17 protein-coding genes and 1 pseudogene are annotated in these 17,969 nt (G+C 67.4%); 6 read left to right on the forward strand and 12 right to left on the reverse strand.

The window, feature by feature from the left end; all coding sequences use genetic code 11:
- The first annotated feature begins 190 nt into the window (after nucleotides 1-190).
- A complete protein-coding gene (dnaJ, locus tag VK92_RS14840) occupies nucleotides 191-1,327 on the forward strand; it encodes a molecular chaperone DnaJ (protein ID WP_021162212.1) in 1,137 nt (378 codons plus the stop codon).
- Between the two features lie 13 nt (nucleotides 1,328-1,340).
- A complete protein-coding gene (locus VK92_RS14845; protein ID WP_048022336.1) occupies nucleotides 1,341-3,293 on the forward strand; it encodes a chorismate-binding protein in 1,953 nt (650 codons plus the stop codon).
- A gap of 19 nt (nucleotides 3,294-3,312) precedes the next feature.
- Here the strand turns inward: VK92_RS14845 and VK92_RS14850 are convergent, their stop codons facing one another.
- The 8 genes and pseudogenes from VK92_RS14850 to hda form a co-directional block, all read right to left on the reverse strand.
- Nucleotides 3,313-3,762, reverse strand: a complete 450-nt coding sequence (locus tag VK92_RS14850) for an STY0301 family protein (protein ID WP_048022338.1) — start codon at nucleotides 3,760-3,762, stop codon at nucleotides 3,313-3,315.
- Nucleotides 3,759-4,138 (reverse strand): annotated as a pseudogene (locus tag VK92_RS43495) (BPSL0067 family protein). Before VK92_RS43495 ends, VK92_RS14850 begins: the two are co-directional and overlap by 4 nt.
- A gap of 188 nt (nucleotides 4,139-4,326) precedes the next feature.
- Nucleotides 4,327-5,142, reverse strand: a complete 816-nt coding sequence (panB, locus tag VK92_RS14855; protein ID WP_021162210.1) for a 3-methyl-2-oxobutanoate hydroxymethyltransferase — start codon at nucleotides 5,140-5,142, stop codon at nucleotides 4,327-4,329.
- 44 nt (nucleotides 5,143-5,186) lie between these two features.
- Nucleotides 5,187-5,873 carry a deoxynucleoside kinase gene (locus tag VK92_RS14860; protein WP_042976856.1) on the reverse strand — a complete coding sequence of 229 codons (687 nt, stop codon included), beginning with the start codon at nucleotides 5,871-5,873 and terminating at the stop codon, nucleotides 5,187-5,189.
- Entirely contained in the window at nucleotides 5,870-6,412 is a 543-nt protein-coding gene (gene folK, locus VK92_RS14865; RefSeq protein WP_021162208.1) for a 2-amino-4-hydroxy-6-hydroxymethyldihydropteridine diphosphokinase, read from the reverse strand. The genes VK92_RS14860 and folK overlap by 4 nt, the downstream gene beginning before the upstream one ends.
- Before the next feature lie 35 nt (nucleotides 6,413-6,447).
- Complete coding sequence (gene pcnB, locus VK92_RS14870) at nucleotides 6,448-7,983, reverse strand: polynucleotide adenylyltransferase PcnB (RefSeq protein WP_021162207.1); 1,536 nt, start codon at nucleotides 7,981-7,983, stop codon at nucleotides 6,448-6,450.
- Between the two features lie 5 nt (nucleotides 7,984-7,988).
- Nucleotides 7,989-8,666 (reverse strand): HAD family hydrolase, encoded by a 678-nt coding sequence (locus VK92_RS14875; protein WP_021162206.1) that lies wholly within the window; start codon nucleotides 8,664-8,666, stop codon nucleotides 7,989-7,991.
- Nucleotides 8,667-8,677: 11 nt separating this feature from the next.
- Nucleotides 8,678-9,412, reverse strand: coding sequence for a DnaA regulatory inactivator Hda (gene hda / locus VK92_RS14880; protein WP_006484992.1), 735 nt, complete (start codon nucleotides 9,410-9,412; stop codon nucleotides 8,678-8,680).
- 250 nt (nucleotides 9,413-9,662) lie between these two features.
- Here hda and purM point away from each other — a divergent pair, with 250 nt between their 5' ends.
- Complete coding sequence (purM, locus tag VK92_RS14885) at nucleotides 9,663-10,718, forward strand: phosphoribosylformylglycinamidine cyclo-ligase (protein WP_006484927.1); 1,056 nt, start codon at nucleotides 9,663-9,665, stop codon at nucleotides 10,716-10,718.
- Nucleotides 10,719-10,827: 109 nt separating this feature from the next.
- Nucleotides 10,828-11,223 carry a YybH family protein gene (locus VK92_RS14890; RefSeq protein ID WP_048022341.1) on the forward strand — a complete coding sequence of 132 codons (396 nt, stop codon included), beginning with the start codon at nucleotides 10,828-10,830 and terminating at the stop codon, nucleotides 11,221-11,223.
- Between the two features lie 34 nt (nucleotides 11,224-11,257).
- Here the strand turns inward: VK92_RS14890 and tet are convergent, their stop codons facing one another.
- Nucleotides 11,258-12,451, reverse strand: coding sequence for a Tet(A)/Tet(B)/Tet(C) family tetracycline efflux MFS transporter (gene tet / locus VK92_RS14895; RefSeq protein ID WP_063778375.1), 1,194 nt, complete (start codon nucleotides 12,449-12,451; stop codon nucleotides 11,258-11,260).
- A gap of 63 nt (nucleotides 12,452-12,514) precedes the next feature.
- On the opposite strand from tet, the gene tetR reads away from it, so the two are divergent.
- Nucleotides 12,515-13,147 (forward strand): tetracycline resistance transcriptional repressor TetR, encoded by a 633-nt coding sequence (gene tetR / locus VK92_RS14900; protein ID WP_048022343.1) that lies wholly within the window; start codon nucleotides 12,515-12,517, stop codon nucleotides 13,145-13,147.
- 3 nt (nucleotides 13,148-13,150) lie between these two features.
- Here the strand turns inward: tetR and miaA are convergent, their stop codons facing one another.
- Both miaA and mutL read right to left on the reverse strand, forming a co-directional pair.
- Nucleotides 13,151-14,125, reverse strand: coding sequence for a tRNA (adenosine(37)-N6)-dimethylallyltransferase MiaA (gene miaA / locus VK92_RS14905; RefSeq protein ID WP_048022345.1), 975 nt, complete (start codon nucleotides 14,123-14,125; stop codon nucleotides 13,151-13,153).
- The gene (gene mutL, locus VK92_RS14910; RefSeq protein WP_048022348.1) at nucleotides 14,122-16,122 is read right to left on the reverse strand and encodes a DNA mismatch repair endonuclease MutL; all 2,001 of its coding nucleotides are present in this window, start codon (nucleotides 16,120-16,122) and stop codon (nucleotides 14,122-14,124) included. The genes miaA and mutL overlap by 4 nt, the downstream gene beginning before the upstream one ends.
- 183 nt (nucleotides 16,123-16,305) lie before the next feature.
- On the opposite strand from mutL, the gene VK92_RS14915 reads away from it, so the two are divergent.
- Complete coding sequence (locus VK92_RS14915; protein WP_048022349.1) at nucleotides 16,306-16,989, forward strand: DedA family protein; 684 nt, start codon at nucleotides 16,306-16,308, stop codon at nucleotides 16,987-16,989.
- Between the two features lie 70 nt (nucleotides 16,990-17,059).
- Here VK92_RS14915 and VK92_RS14920 read toward each other — a convergent pair whose 3' ends face one another.
- A complete protein-coding gene (locus tag VK92_RS14920) occupies nucleotides 17,060-17,872 on the reverse strand; it encodes a mechanosensitive ion channel family protein (RefSeq protein ID WP_048022350.1) in 813 nt (270 codons plus the stop codon).
- Between the last annotated feature and the right edge of the window lie 97 nt (nucleotides 17,873-17,969).

Here is a 17,969-nt window from a genome sequence, read left to right on the forward strand (position 1 = left end):
GTCTTTCCTTCCGGATGGCCGGATCGACTCCACGCCTGGCGGGCTTTGCGGCCCTCCGGGCACATTTGTTTTTTGGCGGGTGCTGCACGAGCCGTCCGCGGACGGGCGCAGCGCCAGACGAGTCGAGAGACTTTACTGCGGGCGAAAGGAGCCGCCGCGTGCGCGATGCGTGGCGGCACAGTGAATCGATATGGCGAAACGGGATTACTACGAGGTTCTGGGCGTCGCGAAGAATGCGAGCGACGACGAAATCAAGAAGGCATATCGCAAGCTTGCGATGAAGTATCACCCTGACCGCAATCCGGACAACAAGGATGCGGAAGAGCATTTCAAGGAGGTGAAGGAAGCCTACGAAATGCTCTCGGACAGCCAGAAGCGGGCCGCGTACGACCAGTACGGCCATGCGGGCGTCGATCCGAACATGGGCGGTGCGGGCGCACAGGGTTTCGGCGGCTTCGCGGATGCGTTCGGCGACATCTTCGGCGACATCTTCGGCCAGGCCGCGGGCGGCGCCGCGCGCGGCGGCCGTGGCGGCCCGCAGGTGTATCGCGGTGCCGACCTGCGCTACAGCATGGAAATCACGCTCGAGCAGGCCGCACACGGCTACGACACGCAGATCCGCGTGCCGAGCTGGGTGTCGTGCGAGGTCTGCCACGGGTCGGGTGCGAAGCCCGGCACGAAGCCGGAAACCTGCCCGACCTGTCATGGCCAGGGCACGGTGCGCATGTCGCAGGGCTTCTTCAGCATCCAGCAGACCTGCCCGAAGTGCCACGGCACGGGCACCTACATCCCCGAGCCGTGCGTGCATTGCCACGGGTCGGGCAAGGTGAAGGAAACCAAGACGCTCGAAGTGAAGATCCCGGCGGGGATCGACGACGGGATGCGCATCCGCTCGGCCGGCAACGGCGAGCCGGGCATCAACGGCGGGCCGCCGGGCGACCTGTACGTCGAGATCCACATCAAGCCGCACTCGGTGTTCGAGCGCGACGGCGACGATCTCCACTGCCAGATGCCGATCCCGTTCACGACCGCCGCGCTCGGCGGCGAGATCGAGGTGCCGACGCTGGCCGGCCGTGCATCGTTCCCGGTGCCGGAAGGCACGCAGTCGGGCAAGACGTTCCGGCTGCGCGGCAAGGGCATCAAGGGGCTGCGTTCGAGCATCGCGGGCGATCTGTACGTGCACGTGCAGGTCGAGACGCCCGTGAAGCTGACCGACAACCAGCGCGACCTGCTCAAGCAGTTCGAGAAGTCGCTGGCCGAGGGCGGCGCGCGTCACAGCCCGCAGAGCAAGAGCTGGTTCGACCGTGTGAAGAGCTTCTTCGAGTAACTCGAGTAACAGCATGACTGAAGGCAACGAGAGCGCGTCGTTCGCGCTCTTGGACGATTGCGACTCGACCGCGTCCGCGCGGTCGAGTCGTTTGTATTCGGGATTCGTGCGCGAACGCGTATGCACGGATCCGGCGCGGCTCGACGCAGTCGATGCGGCGGTGGCGCAGGACCTGCGCGACGGGCTGCATGCGGTCGTCGTCGGCGATTACGAATTCGGACGCAACCTGCAACGGGCGCAGCCGGGCCATGCCCCGCTGCGCTTTTTGCTGTATGCGCGCTGCGAACGCCTGTCGCGCGACGAAGTCGACGCGTGGCTCGCGCAGCAGGACGGCGGCAGCGACGCGCCGTCGATCGCGGGTGTCGCGCACGTCGCGAAGAGCGTGTCGCGCGATGCGTTCGATGCGGCGATCGCCGCGGTGCACGACGCACTGCGCGCGGGCGATTCGTATCAGGTCAACTACACGTACCGGCTGAACTTCGACGTGTTCGGCACGCCGCTCGCGCTGTACCGGCGGCTGCGTGCGCGCCAGCCGGTGCGCTACGGCGCGCTGGTCGCGTTGCCCGACGGTGCGTGGGTCGTGTCGTGTTCGCCCGAGCTGTTCGTCGAGAAGCATGGCGACGTGCTGCGCGCGCGGCCGATGAAGGGCACCGCGCCGCGTTCGGCCGACCCTCGCGACGATGCGGCGGCAGCCGCGTTCCTCGCGAACGATCCGAAGAACCGCGCGGAAAACGTGATGATCGTCGACCTGCTGCGCAACGACATATCGCGGATCGCACGCACCGGGACGGTTCGCGTGCCGGCGCTGTTCTCCGTCGAGCCGTATGCGTCGGTGTGGCAGATGACGTCGACGGTCGAGGCCGGCTGGCGCGAAGGGACGACGTTCGCGCAGATGCTGCGTGCGTTGTTTCCGTGCGGATCGATCACGGGCGCGCCGAAGTACAAGACGATGCAGTTGATCGATGCGATCGAGTCGACACCGCGCGGCCTCTATACGGGCGCGATCGGCTGGCTCGACGCCGCGAAGCAAGGTGCCGATTCCGACGTGCCGGGTGAGCGCCCGGCCGGTTGTGGCGATTTTTGCCTGTCGGTCGCGATCCGGACGCTGACTCTCGATGCTACCGGTGAAGGTACGCCGGGCGAAGGCGCTGACCGCGAAGGTGCGACCGGTGCCGAAGCACGCAGTCCGGCGACGCCAATCGCCGGCCGGCGCCGTGGCACGATGGGGGTCGGCGCGGGCATCGTGCTCGACAGTGTCGCGGCCGACGAATATGCGGAGTGCGAATTGAAAGCACGATTCCTGACGGATGCCGATCCCGGCTTCCAGCTGTTCGAAACGACCGCTGCCACGCGTGCGGACGGCATTCGGCACCTCGATCGTCATCTCGCACGGCTGCAGCGTAGCGCGGATGCGTTCGGCTTCCGCTTCGACGCCGAGGCGTTGCGCGGCGCGATCGATACGCACTGCGCAGCGCTCGACGGCGACGACGCCTACCGGATGAAGCTTTCGCTCGCGAAGGATGGCGCCATCGAGATCATCGCGGCGCCGCTCAAGCCGCTGCCGGCGGGGCCGGTCGGCGTGATGCTTGCGTCTGCGCACGGTTTCGCGCCGACCCGCGCGAGCGATGCGCTGCTGCTGCATAAGACGACGCGCCGCGCCGAATATGATCGCGCGTGGCAGGCAGCCGAGGCGCTGGGCGGTTTCGACATGCTGTTCGTCAACGAACGCGGCGAGGTGACGGAAGGCGGGCGCTCGAATGTGTTCGTGAAGCTTGACGGCCAGTGGGTAACGCCGCCGCTGGCGTCCGGCGTGCTGCCGGGCGTGATGCGTGGTGTACTGCTCGACGATCCGGCACTAGGCGCAAAAGAGCGTGCGCTGACGCTCGACGATGTGCTGAACGCGGATGAGTTGATGATCTGCAACGCGTTGCGGGGGCCGATGGTGGCGCGGCTGATTCACGGCTGAACACCGACTTGAACGCGGATTATTTCCGCGGCGTACATTGCCAGCTTTGCACGATGGCGTGCCCGTGCCTGTAACGCGCGACGCAAGTCTGTGCCTGTTTGCCGAGCGGCCGTGCGATCACGACGCTCGTATTGCCGTAGTCACATGAAACCCAGTAGTCTTCACGGTTTTCGGCGAGCGACCAGACATAAATGTCGCTCTGGGACTCGGAGCGCGAGCGGTTCGGCAGCAACGATGTCATCCGGTCCGGTGGCCCCGACCAGAAGGTGACGCTGGCAAGCGGATAGGTGCTTTGCGTGTCGAAGTTTTTCCAGCCGTCGGGCGGTTGACCGTCGAGCTGCTGAGTAACGGCGACGCGTGCGGGGCAATCTGTTGTCGCAGCGGACGCAGGTAACGTGATGAGCGGACCGTATGCGAGCATGGCGATGGCGAGCAACCGATACGGTGCTTGGCGGATGCGCATCGTCATTTCACGACCGAAAATGCATCGGCGTTATTGCTCGGATCGATGTAACGGCCATTTTTGTCCTTGCCTTTGAACGGAATGCATCGTCTCTGAATTGCCTTGAGTGAGCGCCATTGTTCAACGACGTAGATACCGCGTACATCCTGGCTCAGATAGACGCAGCATGATTGCCATGCGATCGGCTTGGGTAGCGATCGTTCTCGAAAGTTGCAATGACGGTCCCGACGCGGATACTCCGGTCGCCCGCGGCCTTCCTTTCCGGTCGCCAGATGGCGGTGGGGCCGACGGACGTATAAATTTTGACCAGTGCGACGCATTCTCCGTCGCCTGCCAGCTTTTGCCCGACGAGGTCAGCTGCCTTTTCATACACATGAGCCATCTTTCACACGCCTTCGATTGACGAAGGCTTGATGGTCGCAGCGACGAAGAAGAGCGGAAATAGGACGAGTTAGAAAGTACACGTTGTCCGACAATGCAGTATGAGAAACGGCGTACCGCATTGCCGGCCACGTCAGCGAGTGTGCGTCGGCGATCGCCGACAGCGCGCCCGCGGCGCTGCCCTCCCGATCAGAACGAATGTTCCGCCCCAGGGAACGAACCATCCTTCACCGCGTGCACATACGCTTCGACGGCCGCCTGGATGTTCGGCTGGCCCTGCATGAAATCCTTCACGAAGCGCGGCCGCTTGCCGGGGAACACGCCGAGCATGTCGTGCAGCACGAGCACCTGGCCCGAGCAGTCGACGCCCGCGCCGATGCCGATCGTCGGAACCTTGAGCATGTGCGTGACTTCGGAGGCGACGAGCGTCGGCACGGCTTCGAGCACGACGAGCTGTGCGCCCGCATCCTCGATCGCGCGCGCGTCGCGCAGCAACTGGGCAGCACCGGCTTCGGTCTTGCCTTGCACCTTGAAGCCGCCGAACGCGTGCACGGATTGCGGCGTGAGGCCCACGTGCGCGCATACGGGCACCGCGCGCTCGACGAGGAAGCGGATCGTCTCGGCGAGCCATTCGCCGCCCTCGAGCTTGACCATCTGCGCACCGGCACGCATCAGCTTGACGGCACTCGCGAACGCCTCGGCCGGCGTGCCGTACGTGCCGAACGGCAGATCGGCGACGACCAGTGCGCGCGGCTGCGCGCGGGCGACACAGGCGGTGTGATACGCGATGTCGTCGAGCGACACGGGCAGCGTGGTCGTGTGGCCCTGCAGCACGTTGCCGAGCGAATCGCCGATCAGCAGCACGTCGACGCCCGAACGGTCGAGCAGGGCGGCAAAGCTCGCGTCGTAGCAGGTGAGCATCGCGATCTTCTCGCCGGCGGCGCGCATTGCCTGCAGCTTGGGCACCGTGACGGCAGGCCGGCTCGATTCCTGGAGATAGGTCATGGGAAATCCGGTTCGGATGGTAAGGAACGACAGGCGAGGACGCGTCAGCGCGTCGTTTCGCCCTTGACGAAGAATTCCTTGCGGCCGCGCATCGTCTCGATGCGCTCGACCAGCAGGGCGAGATCTTCGGGGGAATCCTGCGGGTTCAGGTGTTCCGCGGCGACCGTCAGCACCGGCGTGCGGTCGTAGTGGTAGAAGAATTCGTTGTACGCGTCGACGAGCGAGCGCAGGTACGCGTCGCTGATCTGCAGCTCCATCGGCAGCCCGCGCTTCTGGATGCGCGAGAACAGCACTTCGGGGCTCGCCTGCAGGTAGACGACGAGGTCGGGCGACGGCGCCTGCGGCACGTCGACGTGCGTCGCAACCGAACGGTAGAGCTGCCACTCGTCTTCCGGCAGGTTCAGCCGCGCGAAGATGTCGTTTTTCTGCGGCATGAAATCGGCGATGACCGGGCGGCCCGTTTCGAGCGCACCGACCAGCTCGCGTGCCTGCTGCGCACGCTGCAGCGCGAACGACAGCTGCACGGGCAGCGCGTAGCGCGCGGTATCGCGATAGAAGCGTTCGAGGAACGGGTTGTCCTGCGGGCGCTCGAGCAGCGTCTGCATCGACCAGCGTTCGGCGAGCAGGCGCGCGAGCGTCGTCTTGCCGACGCCGATCGGGCCTTCGATCACGAGATAGCGGTGCGGGGCGCGCAGGTCGGGCGCAGTGACGGTGAGGGGTGTCGGGGTCATCGGCAGCGGTTCTTGTCGGCGTCTTCGCTGGCGGCGAGTGCCTTCTGCATCAGGCACTGGCAGGTCTGCACCTTCTCGACACGCTGATCCGCGACGGCGGCGAGGAAGGTTTCGGCACGGCCGCGCGCGGGAATGTCGAGTGCGGGCTCGATCTCCACGAGCGGCACGAGCGCGAACGCGCGATCGGTGAGGCGCGGGTGCGGGACGATCAGATCGGGTTCGTCGATCGAGTCGGCGCCGAACAGCAGGATGTCGAGGTCGAGCGTGCGCGGCGCGTTGCGATACGGGCGCTCGCGGCCGAAGTGATGTTCGATCTTCTGGCAGAGCGCGAGCAGCTCGCGCGCCGACAGCGTCGTGTCGAGCTTGACGACGCAGTTGTAGTAGTCGTCGCCGCCCGCTTCGAAGGGCGCCGTGCGATACAGGCTCGATTTGCCGAGGATCGAGATGGTGCGCTGCTGCGCGAGGCACACCACCGCGTCCTTCAGGGTCTGGCGCGCATCGCCGAGATTCGCCCCCAGTCCGATATATGCAACCGTCATGGCATCACTTCCTACGTCGTTCGCCGTCGCGCGCGTCAGTCGTCGGAACCGCCCGAGGTGTCCGGTGCCTGCTCGGCGGCACCTTCACCCGGCTTGCGGTTTCGCGCACCGCCGCGGCGGCGCCGCTTGCGGGGCGATTTTTCCTTCGAGCCGCCCTGCGTGAGCAATGCCTCGCGAGCGGCCGCGTCGCCTTCGATGAAATCCGTCCACCACTGTCCGACTTCCGCATCGAGCTCGCCGGATTCGCAGCGTAACAGGAGGAAATCATACCCCGCTCTAAACCTTTGGTGTTCCAGCAGCCTCATCGCGCTGCGGCCCGAGCGTTTCTCGAGGCGCAGCTGCAGGCCCCAGATCTCGCGCATGTCGGCCGAGTAGCGCTTGTGGATCGCGAGTTTCTCGGTCTGCATGTCGAGCACGTCGTCCATCGCGCGATGGAGCGCCGGCACCGGGATTTCGCCTTCGGCCGTGTATTGCTCGAAGCGCTGGCGCATGTCGTGCCACAGCAGCGTCGCAAACAGGAAGCCCGGGGAAACCGGCTTGCCGGCGCGCACGCGTGCATCGGTGTTGTTCAGCGCGAGCGTGATGAACTTCTCGCCCTGCGGCTGTTCGAGCACGACGTCGAGCAGCGGCAGCAGCCCGTGGTGCAGGCCTTCCTTGCGCAGCCGCTGCAGGCACGCGAGCGCGTGGCCCGACAGCAGCAGCTTCAGCATTTCGTCGAACAGGCGCGCGGCCGGCACGTTGTTGATCAGGTCGGCGAGCGCGTTGATCGGCTCGCGCGTGTGCGGCTCGATCTCGAAGCCGAGCTTCGCCGCGAAGCGCACGACGCGCAGCATCCGCACCGGATCCTCGCGGAAGCGCGTGGCCGGATCGCCGATCATCCGCAACAGGCGGGCGCGCACGTCGGCCATCCCGTCGTGGTAGTCGAGCACCGTCTGCGTCGACGGGTCGTAGTACATCGCGTTGATCGTGAAGTCGCGGCGTGCGGCATCTTCGTGCTGCTCGCCCCACACGTTGTCGCGCAGCACGCGGCCGCTCGCGTCGACCGCATGGGTGCGGCGATCGAGTTCGTCACGCTTCAGGCGCCTCGGCGGCTCGGCAGCGGCCGCCTCGGGCGGCGCATCGACCAGCGCGCGGAACGTCGACACCTCGATCAGCTCCTGGCCGAACTGCACGTGGACGATCTGGAAGCGGCGGCCGATCAGGCGCGCGCGGCGGAACAGGCGCTGCACCTCGGTGGGCGTTGCATCGGTCGCGACGTCGAAGTCCTTCGGCGCGATGCCGAGCAGCAGGTCGCGTACCGCACCGCCGACGATGAAGGCGCGGAAGCCCGCCTGCTGCAGCGTGTCGGTCACGCGCACGGCATTCTTCGAGATCAGTGCCGGGTTGATGCCGTGCACGCTGGCCGGCACGACGGTCGGCTCATGGTTGCTGCGCGGCTTTTTCGTGCCGCCGCGGGCGCCTTTCGGGGCACGCGGGGTAGCAGGGGCCGCTTCGTCGGCCGGGGCCGCTGCGGGAGAGGTTTGCTCGGTTTCGTCCTGGCCGAGCAGTTTGCGAATGAATTTTTTGATCACGACGTTCAGAAGAGATCGAGGATGCGCCAGCCGCGGTTGCTTGCATGCGCGCGCAGCGTGTCGTCAGGGTTGGTCGCGATCGGGTCGGTGACTTTCTCGAGCAACGGGATGTCGTTGTGCGAGTCGCTGTAGAAGTAGGTGTGCGTGAAGTCGCTCCATTGCTTGCCGAGCGACGCGAGCCACGCTTCGGTCCGCACGATCTTGCCTTCGCGATAGCTCGGCGTGCCGGTCGGCCGGCCCGTGTACGGCGAGTCGGGATGCCCGTCGGTCGTCTCGACCTCGCAGGCGATCAGCGTGTCGACGCCGAACGCGGTGGCGATCGGGCGCGTGATGAATTCGTTGGTCGCCGTCACGACGCAGCACAGGTCGCCCGCATCGAGATGCTTGCGCACGAGTTCGAGCGCGGCGGGCGTCATTGCGGGCCGGATCACCTCGTGCATGTACTGCTCGTGCCATTGCGCGAGCTGCGCACGCGAATACTTCGCGAGCGGCGTGAGCATCGCCGTGAGGTACGCGTGGATGTCGAGCTTGCCGGCCTTGTAGTCGGCGAAGAACTGGTCGTTCTGACGCGAGAAGCTTTCCGCGTCGACGATGCCGAGCTTCACCATGAAGCGACCCCATTCGTGGTCGCTATCGGTCGGGATCAGCGTGTGATCGAGGTCAAAGAGTGCCAGATTAGTCATGGAAGCGCATTTTACTCGAAGCGGTTCGGGCCCGTGCCCGGTGGGGTGATGTCGTCGCCGGGACGCGCCAGCATGCGGCGCAGCAACGGCAGCGTGACGGCGCGTTTCTGCTCGAGCGAGAAGCGGTCGAGCGCGTCGAGCAGCGCCATCAGGCTCGGCATGTCGCGGCGGAAATGGGTCAGCAGGTACGCGGCGATGTCGTCGGTGAGCGCGATCCCGCGCTCCTTCGCCGCGAGCTTGAGCACGGCGATCTTGCCGGCATCGGACGGCGGCGACAGGTGGAACACGAGCCCCCAGCCGAGGCGCGTGCGGAGATCCTCGCGCACGTCGAGCGCGAGCGGCGCCGCGGGGCCCGCCGCGACGAACGCGCTCGACGGGTGCGCGCGCACTTCGTTGAACAGGTTGAACAGCGCGACCTGCTGCGTGTCGCTCATCCGGTCGCAGTCGTCGATCGCGTAGATGCCGATGCGCGGGTCGAACGTGAACGCGCCGAGCGGGCTTTGCGGTGTGAGATAACGCGCATAGCCGTACGAGGCGTCGCTCACGAGCGCCTGCAGCAGATGGGTGCGGCCGCATCCGGGCTCGCCCCAGATATAGAACGACCGATCCGGCACGGGGCCCGCCGCGAGCGCGAGGTCGAGCTTCTGCAGGCGCGAGATGAGCTCGTCGTTCTCCTCGTTCATGATGAAGTTGTCGAACGTGGCGGGCGGCGGCGTGCCGAGATCGAGCGTCAGTTGACGGGACACAACAGTCACAATGCGGGTCGGTTGAAAATACGCGTGCCGTACGCCGGGCACGCGCCGGGAACTGCGTCTTCGCGGGCTTCACGCGCGCCCGCACGCACGGCGCCACGCCGGTTTCGGCGCGGTTCGCTCGGCGATGAAAACGGGGACGTGTTGACCAAGATGCAATCCCTGACGATTCGGTGCTGGGAATTCCGGCCAACGGGCCGGCTTCGGGTAAAATCGCATTTTACCGACCTTCTCGCATTCCCCCATGAATCCTCCGAAATCCGCTCCCGACGCCCAAGGTCTGTCCTATCGCGACGCAGGCGTCGACATCGACGCGGGCGACGCGCTCATCGACAAGATCAAGCCTTTTGCGAAGAAAACCCTGCGCGACGGCGTGCTCGGCGGCATCGGCGGGTTCGGCGCGCTGTTCGAAGTACCGAAGAAGTACAAGGAGCCCGTGCTCGTGTCGGGCACCGACGGCGTGGGCACCAAGCTCAAGCTGGCATTTCATCTGAACAAACACGACACCGTCGGCCAGGATCTCGTCGCGATGAGCGTGAACGACATTCTCGTGCAGGGCGCCGAGCCGCTGTTCTTCCTCGACTACTTCGCGTGCGGCAAGCTCGACGTCGATACCGCCGCAACGGTCGTCAAGGGCATCGCGCAGGGTTGCGAACTGTCCGGCTGCGCGCTGATCGGCGGTGAAACGGCCGAAATGCCGGGCATGTACCCGGATGGCGAATACGACCTGGCCGGCTTCGCGGTCGGCGCGGTCGAGAAGAGCAAGATCATCGACGGCAGCACGATCGCCGAGGGCGACGTGGTGCTGGGCCTCGCTTCGAGCGGCATCCACTCGAACGGCTTCTCGCTCGTGCGCAAGATCATCGAGCGCGCGAACCCCGACCTGTCCGCCGATTTCCACGGCCGCTCGCTCGCCGATGCGCTGATGGCACCCACGCGCATCTACGTGAAGCCGCTGCTCGCGCTGATGCAGAAGCTGTCGGTGAAGGGCATGGCGCACATCACCGGCGGTGGCCTCGTCGAGAATATTCCGCGCGTGCTGCGCGAAGGCCTCACCGCCGAGCTCGACCAGAACGCGTGGCCGCTGCCGCCGCTGTTCAAGTGGCTGCAGGAGCACGGCGGCGTCGCCGACGCGGAAATGCACCGCGTGTTCAACTGCGGGATCGGCATGGCCGTGATCGTTTCGGCGGCCGATGCCGACGCAGCGATCGCCGACCTGACCGCCGCCGGCGAACAGGTGTGGAAGATCGGCACCGTCCGTGCGACCCGCGAAGGCGAGGCGCAGACCGTCGTGGTCTGACGCACGGCCAGCAGATGCAGCAAGGAAAGCCGCCCGGAGTCGATCCGGGCGGCTTTTTTTTCGGGCGCCGCGCGGCGTGCGGGCGCGCGCCGATGAAGGAGGAGCGACGATGACCGAAGACGAACGCGCGATCCGTGAGCTCGTGGACAACTGGTTCGTATCGAGCCGCCGCGGCGACCTGGCGACCGTGCTCGACCTGATCGCCGACGACGCGATCTTCATGGTGGCCGGCAGGCCGCCGTTCGACAAGGCGGCGTTTGCGGCCGCGTCGCGTGACGCGAACGCCGGGGGCGGGCCCGCGCCGACGATCGACGGCCGTTACCGGATCGACGAACTGCGCGTGCTGGGCGACTGGGCGTACATGCGCAATTTCATCGAGATCGAGGCGACTCCGCCGGGCGGCGAGACGATCCGCCGTTCGGGCCATACGCTGACGATCTTCCGCAAGGCCGACGGCCACTGGCAGCTCGTCCGCGATGCCAATCTCGTGACGCTCGCGCATTGAGCGCGGCGGCGGGCGTGACGCTGCCGGCCGGCGCTCACGCGGACGGCCGTGCCGCGCCCGCCGGGCGGGCACCGGCCAGCAACGGCGGGACGAGCAGATAAAGCAGCGCGGCCGCGGCCCAGACGAGCCCCGGCCACGTCGCGCGTGTCGCCGCATAGGTTGCGGTGACGACCAGCGGCCCCGCGACACCGATCAGGCTCGCCACGCTCGCGAGCGCGCCTTGCAGTTCACCCTGGCGCGCATCGTCGACCTGCCGCGCGAGCATCGCCTGCAGCGCCGGCAGCGTCATGCCGCCCGCCGCGAACAGCGGCAGCAGCGCGAACGGCACCCACGCGGCGGTCGCGAACGCGATCGCCACGAGCCCGAGCGCGTCGCCCGCCAGACCCAGTGCGAGCGCGCGGCGCTCGCCGAGCCGCGCGATCAGCGGCCCGATCGCGAAAGCCTGCGCGAGTGCGTGACACGCACCGTAGCCCGCCAGCGACAGCCCCGCGATCGGTGTCGACCACCCGAAATGTTCCTGGCCGTACAGGATCCATAGCGTGGCGGGCGCCTGCGACACCAGCGCCACGATCACGTAGATGCCGATCAGTGGCACGAGCGCCGGTGAGCCGGTCAGCCGGCGCAGGCTGGCGAACGGGTTGAGCGCGCCGGCCGTTTGGCCTTCGCGGGCCGAACGCGGCCGCGATTCTGGCAGCGCGCGCCAGACGAGCACGAGATTGAGCGCGTTGAGCACCGCGGCCGCGACGAACGGCGCGCGCACATGCAGCGCGCCGAGCAGGCCGCCGATCAACGGGCCCGCGATGAAGCCGATGCCCATCATCGCGCCGAGCTGGCCGAAGCGTCGCGCGCGGTCGGGTTCGGCCGTGACGTCGGTGACGTACGCAGTCGCGACCGCGACGTTCGCGCCGGTGATGCCCGCGATCAGCCGCCCGACGTAGAGCCAAGCGAGCGTCGGCGCGAGCGCCATCAGCAGGTAGTCGAGCGCGGCGCCCGCGAGCGACACGAGCAGGACGGGCCGGCGGCCGAAGCGGTCGCTCAGCGCGCCGAGCAGCGGTGCGCACAGGAACTGCGCGAACGCGTACAGCGCAAGCAGGATCCCGTAGTGGGTGTCGGTGCTGCCCGCATCGGCGAGCGAGCGCAGGAGCCCGGGGAGGATCGGCATCACGATCCCGACGCCGATCGCGTCGAGCAGGACCGTGGCCAGAATGGCAATCAGGGACGGATTCAAGAGGGTGACTCTATCGGTGATAGAGTGGCGATTATTCCACAACTTTCCCTATCGGTGATAGAGATGAAGGACACGGGAGCGCGGCTGACGCGCGACACGGTACTGCGCGCGGCGCTCGACCTGCTCGATGAGGTCGGCATCGATGGGCTGTCGACGCGGCGGCTCGCCGAGCGGCTCGGCGTGCAGTCGCCGACGCTTTACTGGCATTTCCGGAACAAGGCCGAACTGCTCGACGCGATGGCCGAGGCGATCATGCTCGAGCGGCACGATGCGTCGCTGCCGCGGCCGGGCGAGGCGTGGGATGCGTGGCTTCTCGACAACGCGCGCAGTTTTCGACGCGCGCTGCTGGCCTATCGCGACGGCGCGCGCCTGCATGCCGGTACGCGGCCGCGGGCGCTGCATTTCAGCTCGATCGAACGCAAGGTCGCGCTGCTCGGCGAAGCGGGTTTCGCGCCGGACGAGGCGGTCGACGTGATGTATGCGCTGGGCCGCTTCGTGGTTGGATGGGTGCTGGAGGAACAGGCGGAACCCGAAGGCGAGGCCGATGCGCCGCTGCCGGACGCGGCCGAGTATCCGTTGCTCGCCAAGGGCTGGGCCGCGCTGCGTGCGCGCGGCGGCGACGAAGCGTTCGAGCGCGGCGTCGCGCTGATCGTCGACGGCGCCCGCGCGCGCCTGGCGGCACGCGGGCGCGGCTGACGGTCAGGCCGGCGTGCCGCCGTCGAGCACGCGTTCGAGCGCGTCGAGCGCGCGGGCCGTGGCGTCCGGCGCGATGCAGTCGACGACGATCCGCTCCGGCATCGCGCGCAGCCAGGTGATCTGGCGCTTGCAGAGCTGGCGCGTCGCGAAGATGCCCTTGTCGCGCATCGTCCGGTAATCGGTGTCGCCGTCGAGGAATTCCCATGCCTGCCGGTAGCCGACGCAGCGCATCGACGGCAGGTCGGGATGGAGATCCTCGCGACGGCGCAGCCGCTCGACTTCGTCGATGAAGCCCGCGTCGAGCATCGCATCGAAGCGCTGCGCGATCCGTGCGTGCAGTACCGCGCGATCGGACGGTTCGAGCGCGACCGGCACGAAGCGGTAAGCGGCGGCCGCGTCGTCGCTGCGTCGCGGGGCGGCGAGCAGTACCGACATCGGCTGCCCGCTCAGCATGAACACTTCGAGCGCCCGCTGGATCCGTTGCGAATCGTTCGGCGCGAGCCGCGCGGCCGTGTCGGGATCGACCTGCGCGAGTCGCGCGTGCAGGGCGGGCCAGCCATCGCGCGCGGCTTCGGCATCGAGGGTCGCACGCACGTCCGGATCGGCGCCGGGCAGGTCGTTGAGCCCCTGCGTCAGTGCCTTGTAGTACAGCATCGTGCCGCCCGCGAGCAGCGGCGTGCGGCCGCGCGCGATGATTTCGCCGATCAGGCGCAGCGTGTCGGCGCGGAAACTCGCGGCCGAATACGCGTCGGCCGGATCGATGATGTCGATCAGGTGGTGCGGCACGCTCGCGCGCTCTTCGCGCGAAGGCTTCGCGGTGCCGATATCCATGTCGCGGTAGACGAGCGCCGAATCGACGCTGACGATCTCGATCGGGCGGCGCGCGGCGAGCGCCAGCGCCGCGGCCGTCTTGCCCGATGCGGTGGGGCCGAGCAGGCAGGCGATCGTCGTCGGAGAGGACTGCGGTGAAGCGCTCATTGTCCGCGCATGAACAGGCGGTCGAGATCGTTCAGCGTGAGCTGATACCACGTCGGCCGGCCATGATTGCACTGGTCAGCGCGTTCGGTCGCCTCCATCTGCCGCAGCAGCGCGTTCATCTCGTCGAGCGTCAGGCGCCGGTTCGCGCGCACCGCGTGGTGGCAGGCGAGCGTGCCGAGCAGCTCGTGCTGGCGCTCGGTAAGCACGCGCGAGCCGCCGAACGCGTGCAGGTCGGCGAGCACCGCGCGCGCGAGCGACTGCAGGTCGGCATCCTTCAGCAGCGCCGGCACCGCGCGGATCGCAAGCGTCGTCGGTGACAGCACCGCCAGGTCGAAGCCGAGCGATTCGAGCGTGTCGCGCTCTTCCTCGACCGTGCCGATTTCGACCGGCGTGGCCGTCATCGAGATCGGCAGCAGCAGCGCCTGCACGGCGACCGAGCGGTCGGCGAGCGCGTTCTTGAACTGTTCGTACAGGATCCGTTCGTGTGCCGCATGCATGTCGACGATCACGAGCCCGTGCGCGTTTTGCGCGAGCACGTAAATGCCGTGGATCTGGCCGAGCGCGAAGCCGAGCGGCTGCTCGTCGTGCGCGGTGGCGGCGATCGGCGATACGGTGAAGCCGGGCAGCGGGGCGAGCGGCGTGTCGGCCGAATCGCGCGCGATGGTGGTCGTGCCGTCCAGTGTGCCGGCGCCGCTATCCTTGCGGCCGAACATCGCGTCGTAGAGCGCGAGCGGCTGCGCGACGGGCAGCGTGCCCTGCGTCATCCGTGCCTGGCGCATCCAGGTGTTGCCTGCCGACGAGGACGACGGCGACGAGAAGCCGCTGCCGCCCGTGCCACCGATGCCGCCGGTCGCGTGGCCCTGGCTCTGCCCGAGCGGCGTGTCGAGGAACGACGACGGCCCGCGCGGTGCCGGTTCGATATGCGCGGCATGGCCGCCCGCCGTGGTTTCCGGCGACGCGCCCGCATGGCGCGCGAGCGCGCGCTGGACCGCATGGAACACGTACTGGTGGATCGAGCGCGAATCGCGGAAGCGCACCTCGATCTTCGACGGATGCACGTTCACGTCGACGGCTTCGGGCGGCAGGTCGAGGAACAGCACGTACGACGGGTAGCGGTCGCCGTGCAGCACGTCCTCGTAGGCCGCGCGCACCGCGTGCGTCAGCAGCTTGTCGCGCACGAAGCGGCCGTTCACGAAGAAATACTGCTGGTCGGCGCGCCCGCGGCTGGCGGTCGGCAGCCCGGCGCAGCCGTAGACGGCGAGCGGGCCGGCCTGTTCGTCGAGCGGCAGGTGCGCGGTCGCGAAGCCGTCGCCGAGGATCTTCGCGACGCGCTGCGCGGGCTCGGTCGCGTTCCAGTGCTCGACGGCCTTGCCGTTGTGCAGCACCGAGATCGCGACGTCAGGCCGCGCGAGCGCCGCGCGGCGGATCATTTCCAGGCAGTGGCCGAACTCGGTCTGCTCGCTCTTCAGGAACTTGCGCCGCGCGGGCGTGTTGAAGTACAGCTCGCGCACCTCGATCGTCGTGCCGGTCGCACCGGCGGCGGGCGACAGCACGCCCGTCTGCGCGTCGATCTTCATCGCATGCGCGGCATCGGCCGTCCGGCTCGTGATCGACATCTCGGCGACCGATGCGATCGACGCGAGCGCTTCGCCGCGGAAACCCAGCGTGGCGACCGCCTCGAGCTCCTCGAGCGAGCGGATCTTGCTGGTCGCATGGCGCATCAGCGCGAGCGCCAGCTCGTCGGGCGGAATCCCGCAGCCGTCGTCGGTGATCGAGATGCGCTTGACGCCGCCTTCTTCCAGCACGATGCGCAGCGTCGTGGCGCCGGCATCCATCGCGTTCTCGAGCAGTTCCTTGACGACCGACGCCGGGCGTTCGACGACCTCGCCGGCGGCGATCTGGCTGATCAGCTGGTCGGGCAGGGGCTGGATCGCGCGCAGCGGGCGCGGAGCAGGGGCGGGCGTGTCGCCCGCGGCCGTTTCGGTGATTTCGGACATGGCCGAATTATAGCGAGGCGGCGGATGCGTGCCGGGGCGGCGGAGCGTTACGTTTTTTCACGGAGCCTTAAGGTAGTTTCGGTATCATGGCTCCGTTTCGCGCGCCGCCTTGGCCGGCGGGCGCTTCCGCCAAGCCTGGCCTGTTTCGGCCGTTCCGGCCCTATCGCCTTCGAGGAATCGCATTTGGATACGCTGCTTCATTTCGTCAACCTTGTCCTGCATATCGACGCCTTCCTCGGCGATTTCATCCGGCAGTACGGCGCGTGGGTCTATCTCGTGCTGTTCCTGATCGTGTTCTGCGAGACGGGGCTCGTCGTGTTCCCGTTCCTGCCTGGCGACTCGCTGCTGTTCATCGGCGGTGCGTTCGCGGCGACGGGCGAAATGAACGTCGGCGCGCTGATCGTGCTGCTGCTCGTCGCGGCGATCGCCGGCAACACCGTGAACTACCTGATCGGCCGCTGGGTCGGCCCGAAGGTGTTCAATACGCATATCCCGGTGCTCGAGCGCTTCCTTGACCGCGCCGCGCTGCAGAAGACTCACTCGTTCTACGACAAGCACGGCGGCAAGACGATCGTGCTCGCGCGCTTCATCCCGGTCGTGCGTACGTTCGCGCCGTTCGTCGCGGGCGCTTCGTCGATGAGCGTCGCGCGCTTCCAGCTGTTCAACGTGATCGGCGCGCTGGTGTGGGTGCTGCTGCTCGTGCTGCTCGGGTATTTCTTCGGCAACATCCCGTTCATCCGCCAGTACCTGAACGTGATCGTGCTGGTCGGGATCGGTGCGGCGATCGTGCCGGTCGCGCTCGGCGCGGTGTGGAAGCTGGTGCGCGGGAAGCAGTCGGATAATGTGCAGAAGACGGGCGGGCGTTGAGCGGGGGCTTTGCTTCAGTCGATAAAATAGCGTGGCGGGTGCCACGCTATTTTTTCGTCCGGTGCCGCCGTCATGCGCTGCGATGCAAGAGCGGTGTTTCGGGCGTCGGGTATTGCGCGTCGCGGAACGTCTCGAGGATCACGCGGTTGGTGTCGCAGTACACCTGCCAGTAGTTTTCCGGTTGCGTGGACGGGCGCACGAAGAGCAGCGGGCCTTCCGGCGTGAACTGCAGCACGCCGACGTCCGGCGCCGGGGTGGTCAGCACGTTCGGGATCTGCTGGATCGACGCTTTCAGGCGGTTGATCGCGTCGACGGCATCGACGCCGTTCGCGATCTTCGCGGTCAGGTCGACGCGACGATACGACGTTGCGCTGTAGTTGGCGATGTTGTCGGAGAAGATCTTGTTGTTGCCGACGATCGTCACGATGTTGTCCGGCGTGACGATCGTCGTGCCGAACAGGCCGAGCTCCTTGACCGTGCCCGTGACGCCGCCCGCGTTGATCACGTCGCCGATCTTGAACGGACGCAGCACCTGCATGAACACGCCGGCGGCGAAATGCGCGAGCAGGCCGCCCCAGGCGGTACCGATCGCGAGGCCGAGGCCGGCGAGCAGCGCGGCGAACGAGGTGGTCTGCACGCCGAAGATCTGCAGGATCGCGAGGATCAGCAGGATCGTCAGCAGCACGCCGACGACGGAGGTCAGGTAGTCGGTGAGCGTCGGGTCGACCTTGCCGCTGCGGCGCACGACCTTGCCGAGCAGGCGGGTACCGATGCGGATCGCCCAGCGGCCGACGAACCACAAGACGATCGCGGCGAGGAGGTTGAGGCCGAAGTCGAGGCCGCGGGTCATCAGGAATTGCTGGGCGGTGGCGAGATCGATCATGCGTTCTCCGAAGTCAGGGGTAGAAAGGGCGGCGCATGCACCGGGTGGGTGGCGCTTTTATAACCCGAGCCGGGAGGGGCGGCAACCTGTCTGACAC

This window comes from Burkholderia sp. LK4, from assembly GCF_001043615.1.
Taxonomy (GTDB): domain Bacteria; phylum Pseudomonadota; class Gammaproteobacteria; order Burkholderiales; family Burkholderiaceae; genus Burkholderia; species Burkholderia cepacia.